This window comes from Martinezella sp. CNPSo 3957 (assembly GCF_057784395.1).
This window is the reverse complement of the sequence record NZ_JBXSOU010000001.1, coordinates 1,075,290-1,094,711: the sequence shown is the minus strand read 5'-3', so window position 1 is coordinate 1,094,711 and position 19,422 is coordinate 1,075,290. Positions and strand designations below refer to the sequence as shown.

Genomic DNA, 19,422 nt, shown 5'->3' with positions numbered 1-19,422 from the left:
CGTGCCGCAGTAACCCACTGATTATCGCGTTGCCGGACAGGGGAGGTTCGGTTTCAAGAGGAGGAAAATCATGGAGCGCCGCTCATTTCTCAAGGCTTCGGCCGTGGCATCGCTCGCGACCGGTGTTGCGGCTGTCGCCGGCACCACCAAAGCTGCGGATAAGAAGTTTACGATTGCCCTTATTCCGGGCCTGACGACCGATGCCTTTTACATCACCATGCGCAAAGGCGCCGAGGCAGCGGCCAAGGCCGTCGGTGCGACGCTGGTGTTCCAGGGCGGCCCCGATTTCAACCCGGTGACGCAAGTTCCGGTTCTTGATGCGGTCATCGCCAAAAAGCCCGATGCGATCCTCATCGCACCGACCGACAAGGATCAGCTGATCCAGCCGCTGAAGAAGGCTGAGGATGCCGGCATCCCGATCATCACCGTCGATACATTCATCGGCACCGGTGTCTACCAGACCGGCAAGGGCGATGCCGATTTTCCGCTGGCCTACATCGCTTCCGACAACCTGCTCGGCGGTGCGATTGCCGCGCGCGCACTGGCAAAGGCTGTCGGAGAAAAGGGCAAGGTCTACGTTTCCAACGTCAAGCCCGGCATCTCGACCACCGATCAGCGCGAGCAGGGCTTCAAGGAGGAGATGAAGAAGTATCCGAACATCACCGTTCTGGAGACGCAGTATAACGACGACGACGCCAACAAGGCGGCATCGCAGCTGCAGGCGGTTTTTGCCCGCAACTCCGATCTCGACGGCGTTTTCGGGGCCAATCTATTCTCTGCTCTCGGTGCCGCCAACGGCGTGCAGCAGGCCGGCCAGACGGGCAAGATCCGCGTGGTCGCCTTCGATGCGCCGACATCGATCGTCGACAATATCAACTCCGGCCTTGTCGACCTCGCGATCGCACAGCATCCGGCTGAAATCGGCTATTTCGGCGTGATGGCGGCCTATGCGCACCTGACCGGCAATTCGATCCCGACGGCGATCGGCACCGGCTTCACGGTCATCGATAAATCGAACGTGACGGACAAGAACGTCGCGAAGTTCATCTACTCCGATTGATGCGGAGATAATCTGTGCCTCGCCGATCGGCGAGGCACATCATCCAACGATGATAGAGCGAACGGCGCCGTGATCTTCGCGCCTTCAACGCTTCAGTTTGGACCAGTTCATGACAATCGACAATGCAGAGGTCCGCAAGGCGGATCAGCACGTGGCGCCGCAGGCGGACCATGGTGACCAAGCAAAAACCATCCTAAACCGCATCGCGCAATTGCGTGCATGGCTCTTTCTTGCCGCACTTATCGTGAGTTTCGAGATCTGGGCGCGGATCGATTTCGGTGGCACGTTCGTCGGCTCAAGCTTCAACTGGCAGTCCGTCGCGATCTTCGCGGTGGCGCCGCTGCTGCTGGCGATCGGGCAGACCTTCGTCATCATTTCCGGCGGCATCGATCTGTCGACCGGCTTCATCATGGGCCTTGCGGCCGTCGTCGCGGCGCATATCGCCAATATTGCCGGGCTCTACATGCCGCTGCCGGTCGCGATGGTATTCGGCATTCTCGTTGCCATGCTGGCCGCCGCGGTGCCTGGCTTCATCAACGGTCTGCTGATCTCGCGTCTCAAGGTTCCGCCATTCATCGGCACGCTTGGCATGTTCGGCGTTGCGCGCGGCACGGCCTTCCTGATTGCCGGCGGCACCACCGTGCCGGTCAAGAATTCCTATTTCGCCGAGCTCGGCAACGGCCGGTTCTACGGTGTCCCCTATCTGGTCATCGTCACGCTCGTCTTCGTGGTCATCATGCATTATCTGCTGAGCCAGACACGCTTCGGCCAGCACAACTACGCCATAGGCGCCAATGCCCAGGCCGCGCGGCGCGCAGGCATCGACATCAAGTCTCATCTACTGAGGCTCTATATTCTTTCGGCCGTCTGCGCCGGCTTGGGCGGCGCACTTTACGCAGCCCGTTTTACCGCAGGCGCGGCCCAGGCGGGCGAGCCCTTGCTGCTTGATAGCGTGGCTGCCGTCGTCATCGGCGGCGCCAGCCTGTTCGGCGGCTCCGGCACGATCATCGGCACCGTTGCCGGCGCTCTCGTCATCGCCGTCATCCAATACGGTCTCGTCTTCATGAACGTGGAACCATTCTGGCAGTTCATCGCGGTCGGCATCGTCATCATCATTTCGGTGCTCATCGACCAGGCGCAGCGTCGGTTCAGCGGAGCAAAACAGGATGAATAGTGCAACTCCCCTCCTCGAGGTCCGCAATCTCTCGCGTTATTTCGGTGCGGTGCGTGCCCTCGACAATTGCTCCATGGTCGTCCGGCCCGGTGAAGTCGTAGCGCTTGCGGGCGATAACGGTGCCGGCAAGACGACGATGATCAAGGCGATTTCCGGCGTCTATCCGCCGACCGCGGGCGAAATCCTGATCGAAGGCAAGCCTGTCACCTTCTCCTCGCCGCAGGATGCGCGCGAAAAAGGCATCGAGACGATCTACCAGGACCTTGCGCTTGCCGACAATCTGACGATCGGCTCCAACATCTTTCTCGGGCGCGAACCGATGAAGAAGCTCTTTGGTTTCCTGCCGGTTCTCGACAGGAAGGCGATGGCGGAGGCCGCGCGCAAGACGATGGCGGAGCTCGATTTCCATGTGAAGCGGCTCGATGCGCCGGTCAGCAACTTCTCCGGCGGCCAGCGTCAGGCGGTCGCGATCGGGCGTGCGGTTTACTGGAATGCCCGCATTCTGGTCATGGACGAGCCGACCGCTGCACTCGGCGTGCCCGAACAGCGCAAGGTCGTGGCCCTCATCAAATCGCTGAAGGCGCAGGGACGCGGTGTTATCTTCATCTCGCACAATCTGCAGGACATCTTCGCGGTCTCCGACCGCATCGTCGTCCTGCGTCGTGGGATTGTGGCAGGCGAGCGCAACATCGCCGACACCAATCACGAGGAAGTCGTGAGGCTCATGATCGGCGGCTGATCCCTCACCCCGCTACAACTTTTTAACAAGGGCGATCGCGATAGGTGTCATCGCGATCGCATTGTTTGTTTGCTTCAATATCTTGGATGACCATCTGGTACTGGTTGAGCTTTCCTCAGCATCGCTTATTGCCGCACAATGAGATAGCGGTGTTCTTCAATCGGTATGACCGTGGCTGGCTACGTGCCGTGCTATGAGGGATATCGATCTATTTCAGCGACTCCTGTGTCGCCTGGAAGAGCATTTATCCGAAGATCGCGGAAAGCCGAGCGCACGTCTTTGAGGCAAGCAGGAATGAGCAAAGCGGACAATATTGTGTCCTTTACCGAAGCGCCTCCGACAGTGAGCGATATCGCCGCAATCGCGCGGCGCAACGCCACGATAGTGATTTCGCCAGACGTCAAAAACAGAATCAACGCTGCGCGCGCCGTGGTCGAACGCTACCTGGCAGCCGACGAGCCAGTTTATGGTTTGACGACAGCGTTAGGCGCGGGCGTCGATACTCGCCTTGCCACGGACGACCTGATCGCCTTTCAGTTACGTGTACCACAGGCCCGCGCAGTCGGAGTTGGGCCTGCCCTTCCCCGCGAAGCCGTCAGGGCGATGATGGCGGCTCGCATCGCCGGCATGGCGGCCGGCGGCTCCGGCGTGTCGCTGCCGGTTTTCGTCGGCCTCGTTGAGGCACTTAATGCGGGCTTTCATCCGGTCGTGCCATCGCTCGGTTCGATCGGCGCTGCCGATCTCGCGCCTTTGGCGCACATGGCACGAGCCTTGTTGGGCGACGGCGAGGCGGAGCTCGATGGCAAGGTCATGCCGGCGCTCGATGCGCTCTCGAAAGCCGGTCTGAGAGCTTTGCCGATTGCGCCGAAGGATGGTCATGTCCTCGTGGTCGCCAATAGCCTGTCGGCTGGCAAGGCCTGTCTCTGCATAGAGGATATCGAACGGCTGTTCGATTGGTCGCTTGCGGCCGTCGCGCTGAACTTCGAGGCATTCCGGGCCAACGTCTCGGCTTTCGATGACCGGGCTCTAGCGGTAAGAGCGGCCTTCGGCCAGCGTGAAACCGCGGCAAAGCTTCGCGAGCTGCTTTCCGGAAGCTCTCTTTTTGTCGACGGTGCGGCACGGCGCTTGCAGGATCCTTTGAGCTATCGTTGCGTCCCGCAGGTCTGGGGCGCCCTGCTCCACGCGATCGGCGAAGCCCGCGCGGCAACCGAGATCGAACTTGCGAGTTCCGGCGACAATCCCGTCGTACTGGCCGACGAAGGGCTTATCTTGTCGCACGGCAATTTCGACATGACGGCCTTCGTTCTCGCATGGGAGCGGCTTGGCCAGGCCATCGCCCATTGTGCGGCGGCGACCGCCTATAGAACGATGAAAATCATGTCTCCGGGCATGTCGGAGCTACCACGCTTCCTGACCCCGCGCGGGCAGAGTAGAACGGGTTTTGCCACCGCGCAGAAAACGGTCTCAGCGCTTGAAGCCGAGATACGCCATCTGGCCAATCCCGTGTCGCTCACGCCGGTCCCGGTCGCCGATGGTGTCGAAGATCAGGCGTCGATGGCGCCGAGCGTCCTGAGCAAGATCGAAGCGATGATCGAGCGAATGCGTTATCTCGTGGCGATCGAGCTTGTCGCGTCCGCCCAGGCCGTTGAGCTGCGCGGCGTGGCGGGCGAGCTCGGCAGCGGGACGCTGCGCGCCTATCGACAGGTGCGCCAGCTGGTGGCACCGCTCGAGGAAGACCGCGCGCAAGGTCCTGATTTTCAGAGAGTGACGGAATTTATCGCAGAGACCGCGGCGACAGCCGGTGACATGCCTGGAGAACGGTAATGCAGGAAATCTGGATCGACTACCTCAATGCCATCGACGCCAAGGCGCTGGCGCTTTCCAACGACGAAATCCTCGACGCCGTGACAAAGGCACTCGATGCGCAGGGGCGCGGCGAAACCGTGATCGAGCCTCGCGTTCATCTCGTGCCCGAGAGTTCCGACAAGGGTCATTTCAACGTGCTGCGCGGTTATGTGAAGCCTCTCGACTATGCCGGCGTCAAGGTCGTTGGCGATTTCGTCGACAACTACAAGCAGGGCTTGCCCTCGGAACTGGCGGTTCTCAATCTGTTCGATCCGCGCACCGGTGTACCGAAGGCGATCATCGATGCGACCGCCATCACCGACATGCGCACCGGTGCCGTCACCGCTATCGGCGCGCGGCATCTCGCCCGCAAAGACAGCAAGATCCTCGGCCATATCGGTGCACGCGGCACTTCCTACTGGAACGTGCGATTGCTCGATCATCTCTTCGACTTCGACGAAATCCGCGTGCATTCGCGCCGCCCGGAAAGTCGCGATGCCTTCGCCGCACGGCTGGAAAAGGATCTTGGCAAGAAAATCATCGTGACGGACAATTGGGAGGATTGCCTGAAGGGCGCCGATATCATGATCGAGGCAAGCCGGCTGCCGGAGCCGACGCCGCTCTTCAAGACCGCCTGGGTCAAGAAGGGCGCTTTCGTCGTGCCCTATGGCACGATGAGCGCGCTCGAATTCGACCTGACCGACATCATGGATAAGGTGGTCGTCGATGACTGGGGGCAATGCGGCCCCGGACGCCCCTTCGGTGCGCTTCGCCGTCATGTCGATGAGGGCAAGGTGACGGCCGAGACGCTGCATGCCGAGATCGGCCAAATCGTGTGCGGCACGAAGCCGGGCCGCGAAAGCGATGATGAGACCATCCTCTTCTGGCATCGCGGCCTGAGCACCACCGACGTCGCGCTTGGCGCAGCAATGGTCGAAAAGGCAAAGCGCATGAATATCGGCCAACGACTCCGGTTTGCGTGACGCGCCATGACGACTTCGAGTGCTATCGCTTGCTCGCGCATGTACAACCTCAGCCCCAGGATATCTGCTCTCTGGGATCGACTTTTTCATTGGCTTGCCGACCGATCGGGCGTCGAGCTCCAAATCATTGCCCATGCCGCTCCGGCACCTTTGTCCGAGCTTTGGGCACGTCCGGACATGGGCGCCGTTTTCATGTGCGGCTTTCCGTTCTCCCAGCTATCTCCGGCGGAGCGCCCGCAGCCGCTGGCAGCGCCGGTTTCGCTGGCCGACTGGGCAAACGGGCAGCCAGTTTATGCGAGCCACATCGTCGCCGCGCGCGATAAACCGCTTACGGAAGCTGATCTTGCAGGCGCGCGCTGGGGCTGGACGGTGCGGGACTCGCAGTCCGGCTATAATGCCCCGCGTGAACTCTTTGCCATGCTTGCGAATAGGCCTTCAGCAGCTCAAACCGTCGGCTCGCTCCTCAATCCGCGTGGCGTAGTCGACGCCATTCGTTCAGACACGATAGATGTCGGCGCCATCGACGCCTACGCGTTTCAGCTGATGGCAATGCACGAGCCGGACATGATCGCGCCACTGCGCATTGTTGCTACGACAAAACCGGCCCCCTTCCCTTTGCTGGTGGCCGCGCGGCAGCAGTCGACGGATATCGTCGATGCGTTACGCGCCGCTCTTCTCGGCGCACACCGAGATCCGAAGGGGAGCGATATCCTCGCATCGCTCGGCCTTAGCGCCTTTGCCGAACCCGACGTTGCCGCCTATGAGCAGCTTCCCATACGAGCGCGGACGATCGATGCGGCTCTCGGAGCGTGGTGATGCTCGAACGCGCACAATAGTCGAGCCTATTGTGCGCTGGCGGTCTGTTTCAACAATTGCTCCGCCGCAAAGCTCAGGCATTCCTCGAAGGCCGTCAGATCGAGAAAGAGCTGCTCAGGCGCGACCTGGCGCGTGACGATGACACCGCCGCGTGCCGCAATGCCGCCGTCGAGCATCAGATTGTCAGCCATGTCGAAGTTTTCCAGCGCCATGCCATCGGGACCACGGTGGCGTCCGTCTTCACCGAGATGAACTTCGCCGCCATAGAGCCTGCTCACACGCTCGAAGTGATTATCGAGGCAGTTGGAAAAAGCGAATGCCGGGCAGCCGCGGGCACACATGAATCCGAGTTCGAAGGCTGTGCCGATGTCTGCCGCTATGCCACGAAACGGCGTGAGATTGGCGATGATGAGGTCGGCGCTCGTCATCAGCTTTTCATTGATGGCGCTGATGGCAAGGCCACGCTGGCGACGTGTCTCGGTTTCCGGCACCACCAGATCACCCGGTGAAACGGGCGTAAAGCCGTAGCTGCGTGCCATTGCGATCTTGCGATCGAGGATTTCCCTTGCGTTCGGAAGGAAAACTTCCGGCCCTGCCAGATATGCTCTCAATGCTTTGCCTCTTTGACCGAATATTGCAACGCGGGAGTCGCGGAACCATATGAAGCCTATGGCCGATTCAGGGCTCTTCTGCCATACCCGGCACATAATTTACGAAGTCGCGAATTAAAAGTGATTGCCGTTCCAGGTCACTGGGGAGACGCGTATAGTTCTATTCGGATCGAATAGCGCTCACGATCCAGGACGGATGACGGAACCTGTGGGGTATAGAAAATGCAATCTTCCATTGAGGCCGTTGCCGCCTCGACCCAGGACGACCAGGGCAGCTGGCCGACAAAACAAAGCAAGATCCTCGACTGGCTTATGAATGATGTCCGCGACCAGCGGTTCATCGACAATATCCTCGTGGAACTTTGTGAGAAAATGCAGGCAATCGGAGTTCCGGTCGCAAGAGCGACGATGCACTTCCGAACGCTGCATCCGCAATGGCTAGGGGCGAGAATTCTTTGGCGTACCGGCATGAAGGAGGCCGATATTGCGACCTTCAGCTATGGGGTCGAGAATACGCCGCAATTTCTGGCAAGCCCGATCAATGAGATATTCAACGGCGCGACCGAAGTCCGGAAAAATCTCGAGGTCTGCGAGAAGGCAGAACTGAACTATCCGCTTTATAAGGAAATGTACGCGGAAGGACTGACCGACTATATCGCCTGGCCAATTTATCACACGCTCGGCAAGCGCCACATCGTGACCTTTGCCTCGGACGCGCCTGGCGGCTTCACCGATGAGCATATCACCTTCCTGAAAGACCTGCTGCCCGCTTTGACGATGGTGACCGAAATCCGTTTGAAGAACATCATGGCCCGCACGCTACTGCGGACCTATGTCGGGCCGCATGCCAGCGAGAAGATCCTGGCCGGCGCCACAACGCGCGGCAGCGGCACCACCGTCGGTGCAGCGATCCTCATTTGCGATTTGCGCGACTTCACCACCATCTCCGACATGTGGCCGCGCGACGATGTCATCGAATTGCTGAACAGTTATTTCGACGCGATGGTCGAACCCATCGAAAAACATGGCGGTGAGATCCTCAAATTCATGGGCGATGGACTGTTGGCCATTTTCCCGTTGAGTGATCCGAATGCCTGCCACAATCTTCTCGTTGCCATCACCGAGGCGCAGGCGGCCGTTGCAACGCTCAATGAGGAAAACCGCGCGCAGGGACGTGAAGTGCTGCGCTATGGCGTCGGGGTGCATGTCGGCGACGTGATGTATGGTAACATTGGCTCGCGGACCCGCCTTGACTTCACGGTCATCGGCCCGGCTGTCAATATCGCCTCACGGCTTGAATCGCTAACAAAAGAAGTAAAGCGGCCTGTGCTCCTTTCCAAGGCTTTTGTCGACATGGCTGGTTGCCAACGCGATATGGAAAGCCTGGGCTCCTTTCCTCTGAAAGGTCTCGGCGAACCCGTCGACGTCTTTGCTTTCGCCGCAAAAGACAAACTGCCGCAGAAAGCGGAGCCAACAGTCGGGTGAGGATTAGGTCCGACGGGGCGTAAATTCGGTACGGCGCGATTCAGTCGGTAGTAAAACGTGAAATGGCAAAGGGGTGTCCCGATATATAGATCTCCCTATATTGTGAGGTGGATCATGACGGTAGCTGCCTTAATTTTGGGATCGTTCTGCGCGTAGGAACATTAACTAAGGGTTGATTCTATCGGCTCGATCACGAGGGTGCCAGTCACCCATAATACTCTGACAAGGAGAAAACAGATGAGAAAAATCCTGACCCTGGCGTTTTCAGCGGCGTCGTTGATCGTTGCGGGCACCGCTGCGGCACGCGCGGCCGACATGCCGGCGACCTACAGCGAGGAGCCGGATGACCGTAACGGCGTGAAAATCGGCTATCTCGAATGCGATATCGGCGGCGGCGTCGGCTATGTCCTTGGTTCCGCCAAGGAAATGGATTGCACCTTCCATTCGACAGTCGGGCATTCGCGTCGTGTCGACCATTATACCGGCGCGATCCGGAAGATGGGCGTCGATCTCGGCTTTACGACCCGCAGCCGGCTCATTTGGCTCGTCTTCGCGCCGACAGCCGGCTACCATCGTGGTTCTCTGAGCGGCCTCTACCAGGGCGCTACCGTTGAAGCCACTGTCGGTGCCGGCGTGGGCACGAACATCCTTGTCGGTGGCACCGCCGGCTCCATCCATCTGCAGACCGTGAGCGTTACGGGTCAACTCGGCTTGAACGTTGCGGCTACCGGTACGTCGGTCACGCTGACGTCGGTCGATTGAGTATTCGGTTAAAGTCTTGACCATTGAATATGGCCGCTCCTGCCTGGCGCTGGAGCGGCCTTTTCTGTCGGGGCGGCGACAGCCAGCTTCGCAGACCGGTGCTTTCCGCGCGAAATCGGTTTATCCATGCACCCTCGCGGCGCTATAGCTATGTAAACCCTAGCGATTCTTCGGAGCCAGAATCATGACCGATACCGTCACCGATCGTTTTCTTCGTTATGTTGTCGTTGATACGCAATCGGATCCGTCTTCGGTTACGCAGCCTTCCACTGCGAAGCAGAAGAATCTGGGGCGCATCCTGGTTGGGGAATTGCTGGCGATCGGGCTTGCCGATGCCCATCTGGACGAGCACGGCTATGTCTATGCCACCATTCCATCGAATGTCGACAAGCCGGTCCCTGTCATCTGCTTCTGCTCGCATATGGACACAGCGCCTGATTTCACCGGAACGAACGTCAAGCCGCAAATCCTGCGGAACTACGCCGGCGGCGATATCCGCCTTAGCGGCGATCCGCAGCAGGTCATTCGGGTTGACGAACATCCAGCCCTGCGAGACCAGATCGGCAACGACATCATCACGTCGGATGGCACGACACTCCTTGGTGCCGACGACAAGGCCGGTCTCGCCGAAATTGTCGCAGCCGCCCAATATCTCGTCGACAATCCCGATATCCGCCACGGCACCATCAAGCTGCTGTTCACGACGGACGAAGAGATCGGGCGTGGGGTCGACAAGGTCGATCTGAAGAAGTTGGGAGCACAATTCGCCTATACGGTCGATGGCGAAACGGCGGGTCATATAGAAGACGAGACTTTCTCCGCCGATAGCGTCGAGATCGTCATCCAGGGCGTCGCCATTCATCCGGGCTTCGCCAAAGGCAAAATGGAAAACGCCATCAAGATAGCCGGCGCGATCATCGACAGGCTGCCGAAGGACATGGCGCCGGAAACGACGGACGGACGCGACGGCTTTATCCATCCCACCGGGATCAGCGGCTTGATGGAAAAGGCTTCGCTCGGTTTCATCATCCGCGATTTCGAGGAAGCCGGCCTTGCTGACAAGGAGGCTATGCTGGAAGCGATCGTCAAGGACGTCATGGCCGCCTATCCCGGCTCCTCGCATAGGTTTACCGTCAGACATCAGTACCGCAACATGAAGGTGATCCTCGATCACCATCCGGAAATCGTTGAAAACGCTGTCGAGGCTATCCGTCGTGCCGGCATGGCGCCGGTGCGAGGCAGTATTCGCGGCGGGACGGATGGTTCCAGGCTCTCTTTTATGGGCCTGCCTTGCGCCAATATCTTTGCCGGCGGTCATGCCTTTCATTCACCACTGGAATGGGTGAGCCGACAGGACATGGAAAAAGCCGTCAAGACGCTCGTAGAGTTGGCGAAGGTCTGGGAAGAACGTTCCTGAATTCTTGCCAGAATAGGCCTCGCTTCCTCTATGGAAATCAGCAACTCCGTCGTGAAATAGCGCATTTTCTCCCGCACGAAATTAATCTCGTTGTCATTATGCAAGTCATCCGTGAATTTTTATATTGAAGCATTACTAAATTAGATTATTCTATAATTTAGTCTTGGGAGGAAAGGAGAATAGGTAAGCCCCTTCATTCCAACTCTACGGTGCGCGCGCTCCGGCAATCAGAAACAGACTGTCACAAAGTCTAAGCTGAAACGGAGTTTAGTCATGAGAATACAATCTTCACGGATGGCAATTGCTGCATCCGCACTTCTTTTATTGGCCTCGACGAGCTATGCGGAACCCGGTGGCGGAACGGATCACGGCGGCAGCCAGTCCGGAAGCGGCGGACTGGGCGCTGGCGTCGGCGTATCGGTCGGAGGCATCAATGCCGGCTTGGGTGCCGGCCTCGGCGCTTCGATAGGCGGAAAGAACGGCGTCAATGCTGGGGCGGGTACTTCGGTATCCGGAACAAGTGGCGTTAACACAGGTGTCGGGGCTTCCGTTGGCGGCTCCAATGGCATCAATGCCGGAGCGGGTGCTTCCGTATCCGGAACGAGCGGCGTTAATGCCGGTGCTGGCGCCTCCGTTGGCGGCTCGAATGGCGTCAATGCCGGCTTGGGAGCGTCGGTTAACGGTTCCGGGGTCAATGCTGGCCTTGGCGCTTCGGTTGGCGGCTCGGGCGGCATTAATGCCGGTGCGGGCGTTTCCCTCGGAGGATCCGGGGCGGGTGTCGGCGTTGGCGTAGGCATTGGCGGATCTGGAGGCACAGGTTCCGGCGGCAGTGGCACCAGCAGCGGGTCCGTAGGCAAGGGCTCTGGCGGCATTGGCACGACAATCGGCGGTCTGGGCGGTACTGGACTTGGGTCGGGACGTTCCGGCACAGGATCGAGCACCCGCACACTTGCCGCCTTCCGGACCATGTCGAGTGCCGAGCAGAAACGTATGCTGATTGCCTGTCGTCAGGTGACGGCATCCGGCAATTTCGATGCGGGCCTTGTCAGCCTTTGCCGGCTGCTGCGCAGCACAGCTAGCGCCGGCGGCCTGTAGGTGGCCGGCGTCAAGGGGGCTTGACGTCCCTTTTTCGCTTCACTTCAAAGGTCCGCGCCCTGGCCGCCATATTGCCAATGGGCGCGGACGCCTGTCCAGCCTACCAATCCGCGCGGGCCACATTGTCGATCACCTGGCGGCTGCGGCGCAGCATCATGCCTGGCGCATCCACCGCTTTGCTCAAAAGGTTTCGTGCGTCTGCAAGGGGACGAAATCCGACCCTTTCTTCCGCCACGGGAGACGGAGCATCATCTGCAACAGGCAGAGCAGCCTCTGTATAGTCCGGATTGCTTGTTATCAGCGGATCCCGCGTTTCACATTGCGGCAGGCAGCGGTCGAAATGCTCCACCTCCGCGGATGACGCGACCTTCGTATTCCCCGTATCGGCGCGAACAACACGCTTTGCCGGCGCGCTGCTCTTGATCATGGCTACAAGCGGCGAAGGCTGCGGAACTGGCACCGACATCAGCGATCTTGTAGGGCTTGCGTCGACTGCCAACTGTAATCTGTTCATCGCGAATTGTTGTGCGGATGCCGCGCCATTGATCGCGATGCGGCCGCCCTCGTCGATGAACCGGATCGACTGGTCGGCAGGGCCGGTTTGGACGATCAAATAGAAGGCCCCGACAACAGTGCCGCAAACCGCGAGCCCGGAACCCAGCCTGCGAGTCGTTTCGCTTTGACCATTCCACCATCTCACGGGCTGCGTATCCATCGACCGTTCCTTTGGGAAATCTCGAATAGCCATTCTCATGAAAACTGTGGCGCCGCTTTTACCGAAACGTGGCCAATTCCAGGCTTTTCGCAAAGAAATGTTGATGAATGCGTTTCGGCGTCCTTCATATACGCCTCGCCCCGATCCGATCATGTGTCCCGATGAGTAAATCAATCCTGAAAGATAATATTAACCATGTTTCTCAAAAGTCCCGCTCATCCATAAGTATTCACTAAATAAATTGAAATTCTACTTTGGAGGTATTCTGTCGAGACTATTGCCGCCGCCGCCGCGGTTCCGACCTGCATTGCCAGCGAATCATATATGTGCTTATTTTATTATATTCTGATATTTTTGGGGCTTATGCGAAGGGGAATGTGAATGCTGAGAATGCTCCGCGGCGCCAGCCTTATCGGTATCGCAATGACCGTAGCAGCGCCATCCGCAATGGCTGCCACCACAAGCGCCAACATGACGGTTACCATTACTATCCAGGCGCAATGCACGATCCAGAGTGCCAATAATCTCAACTTCGGCACCAACGGCGTCATCACCAGCAATATCGATCAAGCAACCACCATCGGTGTGCAATGCACATCCGGGCAGACCTATAATGTCGGCCTGAGCGCCGGCGCTGGAGCAGGTGCGACAACGGCCGTCCGTGTCATGACAGGACCGGCAAGTGCGACGATCAATTATGCGATCTATACCGACTCCAATCGAACGCAGACCTGGGGCACGACCATAGGCACGGACACCGTCTCGGGAACAGGAAACGGCGCGGTCCAGAACATAAATGTTTATGGCCGGGTACCTCCGCAAACCACACCGGCTGCGGGCGTCTACACCGATACCGTAGCGGTTACCGTCACCTACTGAAAACTCACAGATCCGGGAGGCCGTCATGCAACGCATGTTGCCATGCATTGCCGCGACTATGCTTTTGCTGTTCAGTGCTTACGAGATAAACGCAGCATCTCTGCGGGTAGCACCCACAAGTCTGGAGCTTGTAGCACCGGCTGCTGCCACGGTCTTGAATCTGGCCAATGACGGAGACCATCCAATCAACGTCCAGATACGTGTCTTCAAGTGGAGCCAGGCGGGCGGGATAGAGACCTTGGAACCGACCAGGGATGTCGTTGCCAGTCCTCCCGCGACGCGGATGAATCCGAATGCACAGTATGTGGTCAGAGTGGTTCGTACGAGTAAGGCGCCCGTCAAGGCGGAGGAAACCTATCGTGTCATAGTTGATGAACTCCCCGACCCTGCCCGTGCGCGCGCCGGCACGGTCACGCTCATCATGCGCCAGTCCATTCCTGTCTTTTTCAAGCGGCCGGACATAAAGCCCGCCGATATTGTCTGGAGCCTCAAGCAGCAGGGCAACAGCCTTGCTCTTATAGCCAAGAACAATGGCGGCAGCCGCTTCCGTTTGTCGAACTTGACCCTCGCGCAGGGTGCTGCGAAGGTCGGCAGCCGCAACGGCCTGGTCGGATACGTGCTTGCCGGCGCGACGATGCAGTGGTCTGTCGGAACAGCAAAACCCCTCTCGGGTGGCGTCGTGACACTCCGTGGCCAGAGTGATCTTGGGCCGTTCGATGCCAAAGTCGCCGTTAATCAACGGTAGTGCCGGCACCGTTTTCATATGCATGCTTTTCTCAGTACCGGTACTGCGTGCTCAGGAAGTGCCCGATCTGCCGGCGAATGCGACCACGGCAGAGCAACCGGCCGCCGCGATGGACGTCTACCTCGAAGTATTCATCAACAACGCGTCGATGAAGATGATCGGCAATTTCAAACAGCGCCCGAATGGCTCGCTCGCGGCAACCGCGCAAGAATTACGCGAGGTGGGCATAAAGCCACCAGCCGGCGCTGACGATAGGCTGGTCGAACTCAGCACCTTGCCCGGCCTGTCATATCAGGTCGACATAGAGACGCAGCGTCTTTACGTGCAGACGACCGACGAAGGGCGCGCAGCTCGCGTCATCAATGTCAGGCAGCAGCAGGACAATGCAGTCCCTGCACCCCAGTCCGGCTATGGCGCCGTCCTCAACTATTCCCTCTACGCAAGTTCCAACGGTCTCTTTCAAGGCAATTCGAACATGTTCCAGGGAATATCCGGATCTTTCGATGCACGTCTCTTCAGCCCCTATGGCACGCTCAGCCAGTCCTTCCTCGCCGGATATTCCGAAGGCAGCCTTGACGGCATAACTCGCCTCAACACGACCTGGAGCTACTCCGATCCGAAGAACCTTGTTACCTATCGCGTGGGTGACCTGACCACCGGCGGCCTGTCATGGACTCGGCCAGTCTATTTCGGCGGTATTCAGTTTCAGCGCAATTTTGCGCTGCGCTCGGATCTGGTGACCGAACCGCTGCCCTCATTTACTGGGACGGCCGCCGTTCCTTCGACGCTCGATATCTATACGCAGAACGTGCGCACCTATTCGAGCGACGTCCCCGCCGGGCCTTTCCAGGTGACCAACCTTCCTGTCTTTTCCGGAGGTGGGCAAGCGACCATCGTGCTTCGCGACAGCCTCGGGCGCGAAACCACGCAGACCTTGCCGTTCTATTCCTCCAATTGGCTCCTGCGTCAGGGCCTTTTGGACTTTTCCGCCGAACTCGGCACTCCGCGCCTGAATTTCGGAACGGATTCCAGTGATTATGACGGTCGTATCATGGGCGCCGCCACTGCAAGGTATGGCCTAACCGATTGGCTGACACTGGAAGGCCACTTCGAGGGCGGCGCCGATCTTTTGAATGGCGGCGCTGGGACCGCTTTTCCGGTCGGCTCATTCGGCGTTGCTTCCATAGCGGGCGCAGCAAGCAAAAGCGGGTCGCGTTCCGGCGCGCTGATGAACGCCGCATTCGAGCTCAGCTATGACAGATGGGCCCTCTATGCTCGGGTGCAACGGACCTTTGGCGATTATGACGACATAGCCTCGGTTTCCGCGCGGCCCACAACCAGCATTGCCGGAGATGTAAGCATTCTCAGCGCCGGTGTGCCGCGCGCCATCGATCAGGTTACGCTCAGCGTACCGACGCCCCTCGATCTTTCCAGTCTCAACCTGTCTTACACGAACCTCGAAAGCGCAGACGGCACCAGGAGCAAGATCGCGGGTCTTTCCTACAGTCAGACGTTCAAGCATGCGACAGTCTATGCGAGCGCCTTCACCGACCTCGACAACCGAAGCAATTTCGGGTTCTTTGCCGGCCTTTCCATTCCCTTCGGTGGCAATATCACGGCCAATACCGGCGTACAGGGCGGGCCTAACGGCCTCGGCGTCGTCGCCGACGTTTCCAAGTCGATGCAGCAGGAGGATGGCAGTGTCGGTTGGCGACTGCGCACCTCCGAAGGCGAAGACACCAATCGCGAGGCGGCAGTCCGCTATCGGGCGCCCTTTGCCGAGGTCGAAGCTGGCCTCCAGCAGCAGGATCATCAGACCAGCGCCACCGCCCGGCTCGGTGGTGCCATTGCCGTTGCAGGCGGCGGCGTCTTTGCCACCAATCGCATCGACGATGCATTCGCCGTCGTCGATGTCGGTGCTCCCGATGTCGAGGTTCAGCAGCAGAACCGGCCGGCCGGCAAGACCAATTCGAGCGGCCGCATTCTAGTGCCCAATCTCAACTCCTATGAACCGAACACCGTGTCCATCGATCCCAAGAACCTGCCCGTCGACGCCGACGTGCCCGCGACAAAGGAAATCGTCGTGCCGGCAGACCGCAGCGGCGTGGTCGTCAAATTCGGCGTGTCCGAAGCACCGCAAGCAGCCCTGGTTACGATCAAGGACAAGAACGGGGTGCCACTGCGTGCCGGGCTCGGCGGCACCTTACAAGGATCGAACGAAGACTTCGTGGTCGGCTATGACGGTCAGACTTATATTCGCGGGTTGCATGCGAGGAATGCGATCGATGTCTCGCTGGAGGATGGAACGAAATGCCATGCCGAATTTGCCTACAAGCCGCAGCGGGGTGAGCAGGTTGTCATCGACGACGTCAGGTGCTTCTGAAGAGAGGTGAAAGGATGCTGCGTTCGATCATTATTTTGCTCGTATTGCTGCTGCCTTCGCTATGCCTGGCGCAAAGCTGCAGCTTCAGTGCCACCAATATGAACTTCGGGGCAGTTGATATCTTGTCGGCTACCCCGGTCACTTCGACATCCACGATAAGTGTAAATTGTTCCGGGGGAGTCCTGGACCTGGGCAAGCGGCTTCTTATTTGCCCGGATATCGGCGCCGGCAGCGGCGGCGCATCTTCGGCTGCGGCACGTCAGATGCTGAACGGAGCCAGTTCTTTGAACTATCAGCTTTATTCCGATAATGGCCGGAGCGTGGTGTGGGGATCGAGCAGCTGGCCCTATCCATCGCGGGCACCGGTCTATGCGCTGACAATGTCCCTATTGAATGGCTCGCTGGTGGGCGCAACCGGTAGCCTGACGGTCTATGGCACGGCGCTTGGAACACCGTCGACGGCGCTGCCCGGGTCGTATACGTCCAGCTTCGCATCCGGCACCTCATTCTATTACAGCTACAGCAGCGCAACGAACTGCAATGCCCCCACCGGAACGACAGGAACCGCGCCGTTTACCGTCAACGCGAGCGTTGCTGCCAATTGCCTGGTGAGCGTCCAAAACATCAATTTCGGAACGCAGGGTGTTCTGAGTGCGAATACGGATGCCGCCGGATCGGTGACGGCAACCTGTACGCCGGGTACGCCCTACACGATCTCGTTGAATGGTGGCACAACGAACGCAGCACCAACGGCGCGAAAGATGACGAAGGGATCGGAGACGGTGACCTACGGTCTCTACAAGGATATCAACCGGACGCAGCCTTGGGGCGATGTCAACACACCGGGCAGCACGGTTGCTGGAACGGGAACGGGCACGGCGCAGCTTTTGACGGTCTATGGCCGCGTCCCGCCACAGACGACGCCCACTCCAGGCAATTACGTGGATACGGTCGTTGTGACACTCACCTACTGACTTCGAATTTCAAGTTGCCGCTGATGCTCTGGCTGACTGGACGGCGCGTCAGACCGCCGCGTGTTTCGACCGGCGGGCCTCGCCGGGCAAATCTAATTTTGAAGGAAAAACGAGGGCACCAAGTTGGCGCGAGCAGAATAATGCGGCTGGCCGACGACATGGAATATAGCAAGCGCATAGACAAGAATGGCGCCGACTGCGATGACGATACCGTTGATTGGAAGCCCTATTTTTGACTTGGCGTCGTTCGATGTATCCGCCGGACTTGCATGAATGACTTTTGGGGCGGATTGATCCGTCTTTAAGGGAAGCTGCAACTCCCTTTCCATGCGCGCCTGAGCATCAAAGCGCTTGCCGTATCTCGTTGCGGGCCGAAACTGGATGATGTCGCCCATTTCACGCGGTCCCTTTCACCGCCTGCAGTTATTGGCCATTTTCCTGGCTGTTGTCAGCATTGGAATAGTTAATGCGCGAAATTCCCGCAGGTTTCGTTAGGATCCTGATCATGCCTTCATCATACCTCAACGAAGGTAAAGAGGCGACAGCGGTTCGCAACAAACCAAGTCTGTTTGCCTCATCTTTTCTGCTGTGCGGCAGAAATCACAGAGGCTAATATCGGCCGGTAACCGTGGACTTTCATGGCGAATTCATGGAGGGAGATACGGCGTAAGCCGCGACGAGAGCCCCGCGGATCGGCAATCTTGCTTCTTGCCTTAGGCGTGCTTTCACGCGAAAAACTTGCCATGAGCATACCGACATCCCACCCCTTCGATTTCGATCCGACCTATGACATGCAGCTCGCGCAGTTGCAGGCGATAGCAGCACCGGAAGCTCCGGCGGGCTTCGACGACTTCTGGCAGCAGCGCTACAGGGCGGCCATGGCCATTGATCCGCAACCCAAGCTTCGCCACAGCAAGCAGCGTCATGACAACTGGCACGTCTTCGATATCAGCTACATGTCGACAGGGGCGTTTCAGATCAATGGCTGGTTGCTCATTCCCCGCAACGGCCAGGTGCGGCGCGGCCTTGTCGTCGGACATGGATATGGCGGACGAGACCAACCGGAATTCGATTGGCCGGTAGAAGAGACGGCTATCCTTTTTCCCTGTTGCCGCGGGCTCTCCCTCAGTGCCAGCCCGAAAATCCCCTCGGATGCATCCGGCCATGTTCTTTGCGGTATCGAAAACCGCGACACCTATGTCATCGGCGGCTGCGTGGAAGACATCTGGCTCGCAGTCTCGGCATTGGAGACCCTATATCCATGGCTTGCCGGACATATCGGCTATAGCGGCATCAGTTTCGGAGGCGGTATTGGCGCCCTGGCAATTCCTTTCGATGCACGGATCGGGCGCGGCCACCTCATCGTTCCGACTTTCGGCCACCGGGAGCTATGGCTGACACTGCCAACCGTCGGCAGCGCGCAATCGGCACAGGCCTATCAGGAAAGACACGGCAGCGTTTTGGAGACGCTGCGCTTCTTCGATGCTGCGATCGCGGCAAGTCGTATCCGCATTCCGATGCTTGTTGCGCCCGCCCTTTTCGATCCCGCCGTTGCGCCGCCCTGTCAGTTTTCCGTCGCAAATGCGCTGCAGGAATTCAACGAAATCTTCATTCTGGATGCCGGCCATTTCGATTATGCTGGCAGCAACCAGCAGAACGCAATTCTGCGAGATAAGGTCGGGCAATTCTTCAAGGTGCTATGAACCGCGAAACTTATGCTGGTACAGCCCTCGGCTGCG

Annotated in this window: 18 protein-coding genes; 15 read left to right on the top strand and 3 right to left on the bottom strand. The window is 58.9% G+C overall.

What is annotated here, in order from left to right; all coding sequences use genetic code 11:
• Positions 1 to 70: 70 nt before the first annotated feature.
• From AC13QE_RS05075 to AC13QE_RS05050, 6 genes are all read left to right on the top strand, one after another.
• Complete coding sequence (locus AC13QE_RS05075) at positions 71 to 1,060, top strand: substrate-binding domain-containing protein (protein ID WP_488482839.1); 990 nt, start codon at positions 71 to 73, stop codon at positions 1,058 to 1,060.
• Positions 1,061 to 1,169: 109 nt separating this feature from the next.
• Positions 1,170 to 2,234: an ABC transporter permease subunit gene (locus tag AC13QE_RS05070; RefSeq protein ID WP_488482838.1), complete on the top strand. Its 1,065-nt coding sequence runs from the start codon at positions 1,170 to 1,172 to the stop codon at positions 2,232 to 2,234.
• Positions 2,227 to 2,973, top strand: a complete 747-nt coding sequence (locus AC13QE_RS05065) for an ATP-binding cassette domain-containing protein (RefSeq protein WP_015343065.1) — start codon at positions 2,227 to 2,229, stop codon at positions 2,971 to 2,973. Before AC13QE_RS05070 ends, AC13QE_RS05065 begins: the two co-directional genes overlap by 8 nt.
• Before the next feature lie 294 nt (positions 2,974 to 3,267).
• Positions 3,268 to 4,797, top strand: a complete 1,530-nt coding sequence (locus AC13QE_RS05060; RefSeq protein WP_488482837.1) for an HAL/PAL/TAL family ammonia-lyase — start codon at positions 3,268 to 3,270, stop codon at positions 4,795 to 4,797.
• On the top strand, positions 4,797 to 5,801 hold the full coding sequence (locus AC13QE_RS05055; RefSeq protein WP_488482836.1) for an ornithine cyclodeaminase family protein: 1,005 nt from the start codon (positions 4,797 to 4,799) through the stop codon (positions 5,799 to 5,801). The genes AC13QE_RS05060 and AC13QE_RS05055 overlap by 1 nt, the downstream gene beginning before the upstream one ends.
• Positions 5,802 to 5,807: 6 nt before the next feature.
• Entirely contained in the window at positions 5,808 to 6,617 is an 810-nt protein-coding gene (locus tag AC13QE_RS05050) for a phosphate/phosphite/phosphonate ABC transporter substrate-binding protein (protein ID WP_488482835.1), read from the top strand.
• Between the two features lie 26 nt (positions 6,618 to 6,643).
• Here the strand turns inward: AC13QE_RS05050 and AC13QE_RS05045 are convergent, their stop codons facing one another.
• Positions 6,644 to 7,228, bottom strand: coding sequence for a nucleoside 2-deoxyribosyltransferase (locus AC13QE_RS05045; protein WP_488482834.1), 585 nt, complete (start codon positions 7,226 to 7,228; stop codon positions 6,644 to 6,646).
• Between the two features lie 222 nt (positions 7,229 to 7,450).
• Here AC13QE_RS05045 and AC13QE_RS05040 point away from each other — a divergent pair, with 222 nt between their 5' ends.
• From AC13QE_RS05040 to AC13QE_RS05025, 4 genes are all read left to right on the top strand, one after another.
• Entirely contained in the window at positions 7,451 to 8,713 is a 1,263-nt protein-coding gene (locus AC13QE_RS05040) for an adenylate/guanylate cyclase domain-containing protein (protein WP_132718540.1), read from the top strand.
• 237 nt (positions 8,714 to 8,950) lie between these two features.
• Positions 8,951 to 9,475 carry a DUF992 domain-containing protein gene (locus AC13QE_RS05035; RefSeq protein WP_488482833.1) on the top strand — a complete coding sequence of 175 codons (525 nt, stop codon included), beginning with the start codon at positions 8,951 to 8,953 and terminating at the stop codon, positions 9,473 to 9,475.
• Between the two features lie 184 nt (positions 9,476 to 9,659).
• A complete protein-coding gene (gene pepT / locus AC13QE_RS05030) occupies positions 9,660 to 10,892 on the top strand; it encodes a peptidase T (protein WP_488482832.1) in 1,233 nt (410 codons plus the stop codon).
• A 273-nt stretch (positions 10,893 to 11,165) separates the two neighbouring features.
• Entirely contained in the window at positions 11,166 to 11,987 is an 822-nt protein-coding gene (locus AC13QE_RS05025; RefSeq protein WP_488482831.1) for a hypothetical protein, read from the top strand.
• A gap of 100 nt (positions 11,988 to 12,087) precedes the next feature.
• Here AC13QE_RS05025 and AC13QE_RS05020 read toward each other — a convergent pair whose 3' ends face one another.
• Entirely contained in the window at positions 12,088 to 12,855 is a 768-nt protein-coding gene (locus tag AC13QE_RS05020; protein WP_488482830.1) for a hypothetical protein, read from the bottom strand.
• Positions 12,856 to 13,083: 228 nt separating this feature from the next.
• Between AC13QE_RS05020 and AC13QE_RS05015 the strand changes: the two genes are divergently transcribed.
• Genes AC13QE_RS05015 through AC13QE_RS05000 form a run of 4 tightly spaced genes read left to right on the top strand, consistent with a single transcriptional unit; the run spans position 13,084 to position 17,683 of the window.
• Positions 13,084 to 13,581, top strand: a complete 498-nt coding sequence (locus AC13QE_RS05015) for a Csu type fimbrial protein (RefSeq protein WP_112603580.1) — start codon at positions 13,084 to 13,086, stop codon at positions 13,579 to 13,581.
• A gap of 25 nt (positions 13,582 to 13,606) precedes the next feature.
• Positions 13,607 to 14,326, top strand: a complete 720-nt coding sequence (locus AC13QE_RS05010) for a fimbrial biogenesis chaperone (RefSeq protein WP_488482829.1) — start codon at positions 13,607 to 13,609, stop codon at positions 14,324 to 14,326.
• Positions 14,327 to 14,348: 22 nt separating this feature from the next.
• Entirely contained in the window at positions 14,349 to 16,709 is a 2,361-nt protein-coding gene (locus AC13QE_RS05005; protein WP_488482828.1) for a fimbria/pilus outer membrane usher protein, read from the top strand.
• A gap of 14 nt (positions 16,710 to 16,723) precedes the next feature.
• Entirely contained in the window at positions 16,724 to 17,683 is a 960-nt protein-coding gene (locus tag AC13QE_RS05000; RefSeq protein ID WP_488482827.1) for a Csu type fimbrial protein, read from the top strand.
• A gap of 92 nt (positions 17,684 to 17,775) precedes the next feature.
• Here the strand turns inward: AC13QE_RS05000 and AC13QE_RS04995 are convergent, their stop codons facing one another.
• On the bottom strand, positions 17,776 to 18,078 hold the full coding sequence (locus tag AC13QE_RS04995; protein WP_488482826.1) for a hypothetical protein: 303 nt from the start codon (positions 18,076 to 18,078) through the stop codon (positions 17,776 to 17,778).
• A 348-nt stretch (positions 18,079 to 18,426) separates the two neighbouring features.
• Here AC13QE_RS04995 and AC13QE_RS04990 point away from each other — a divergent pair, with 348 nt between their 5' ends.
• Positions 18,427 to 19,386 carry an acetylxylan esterase gene (locus AC13QE_RS04990; RefSeq protein ID WP_488482825.1) on the top strand — a complete coding sequence of 320 codons (960 nt, stop codon included), beginning with the start codon at positions 18,427 to 18,429 and terminating at the stop codon, positions 19,384 to 19,386.
• The last annotated feature ends 36 nt before the right edge of the window (positions 19,387 to 19,422 follow it).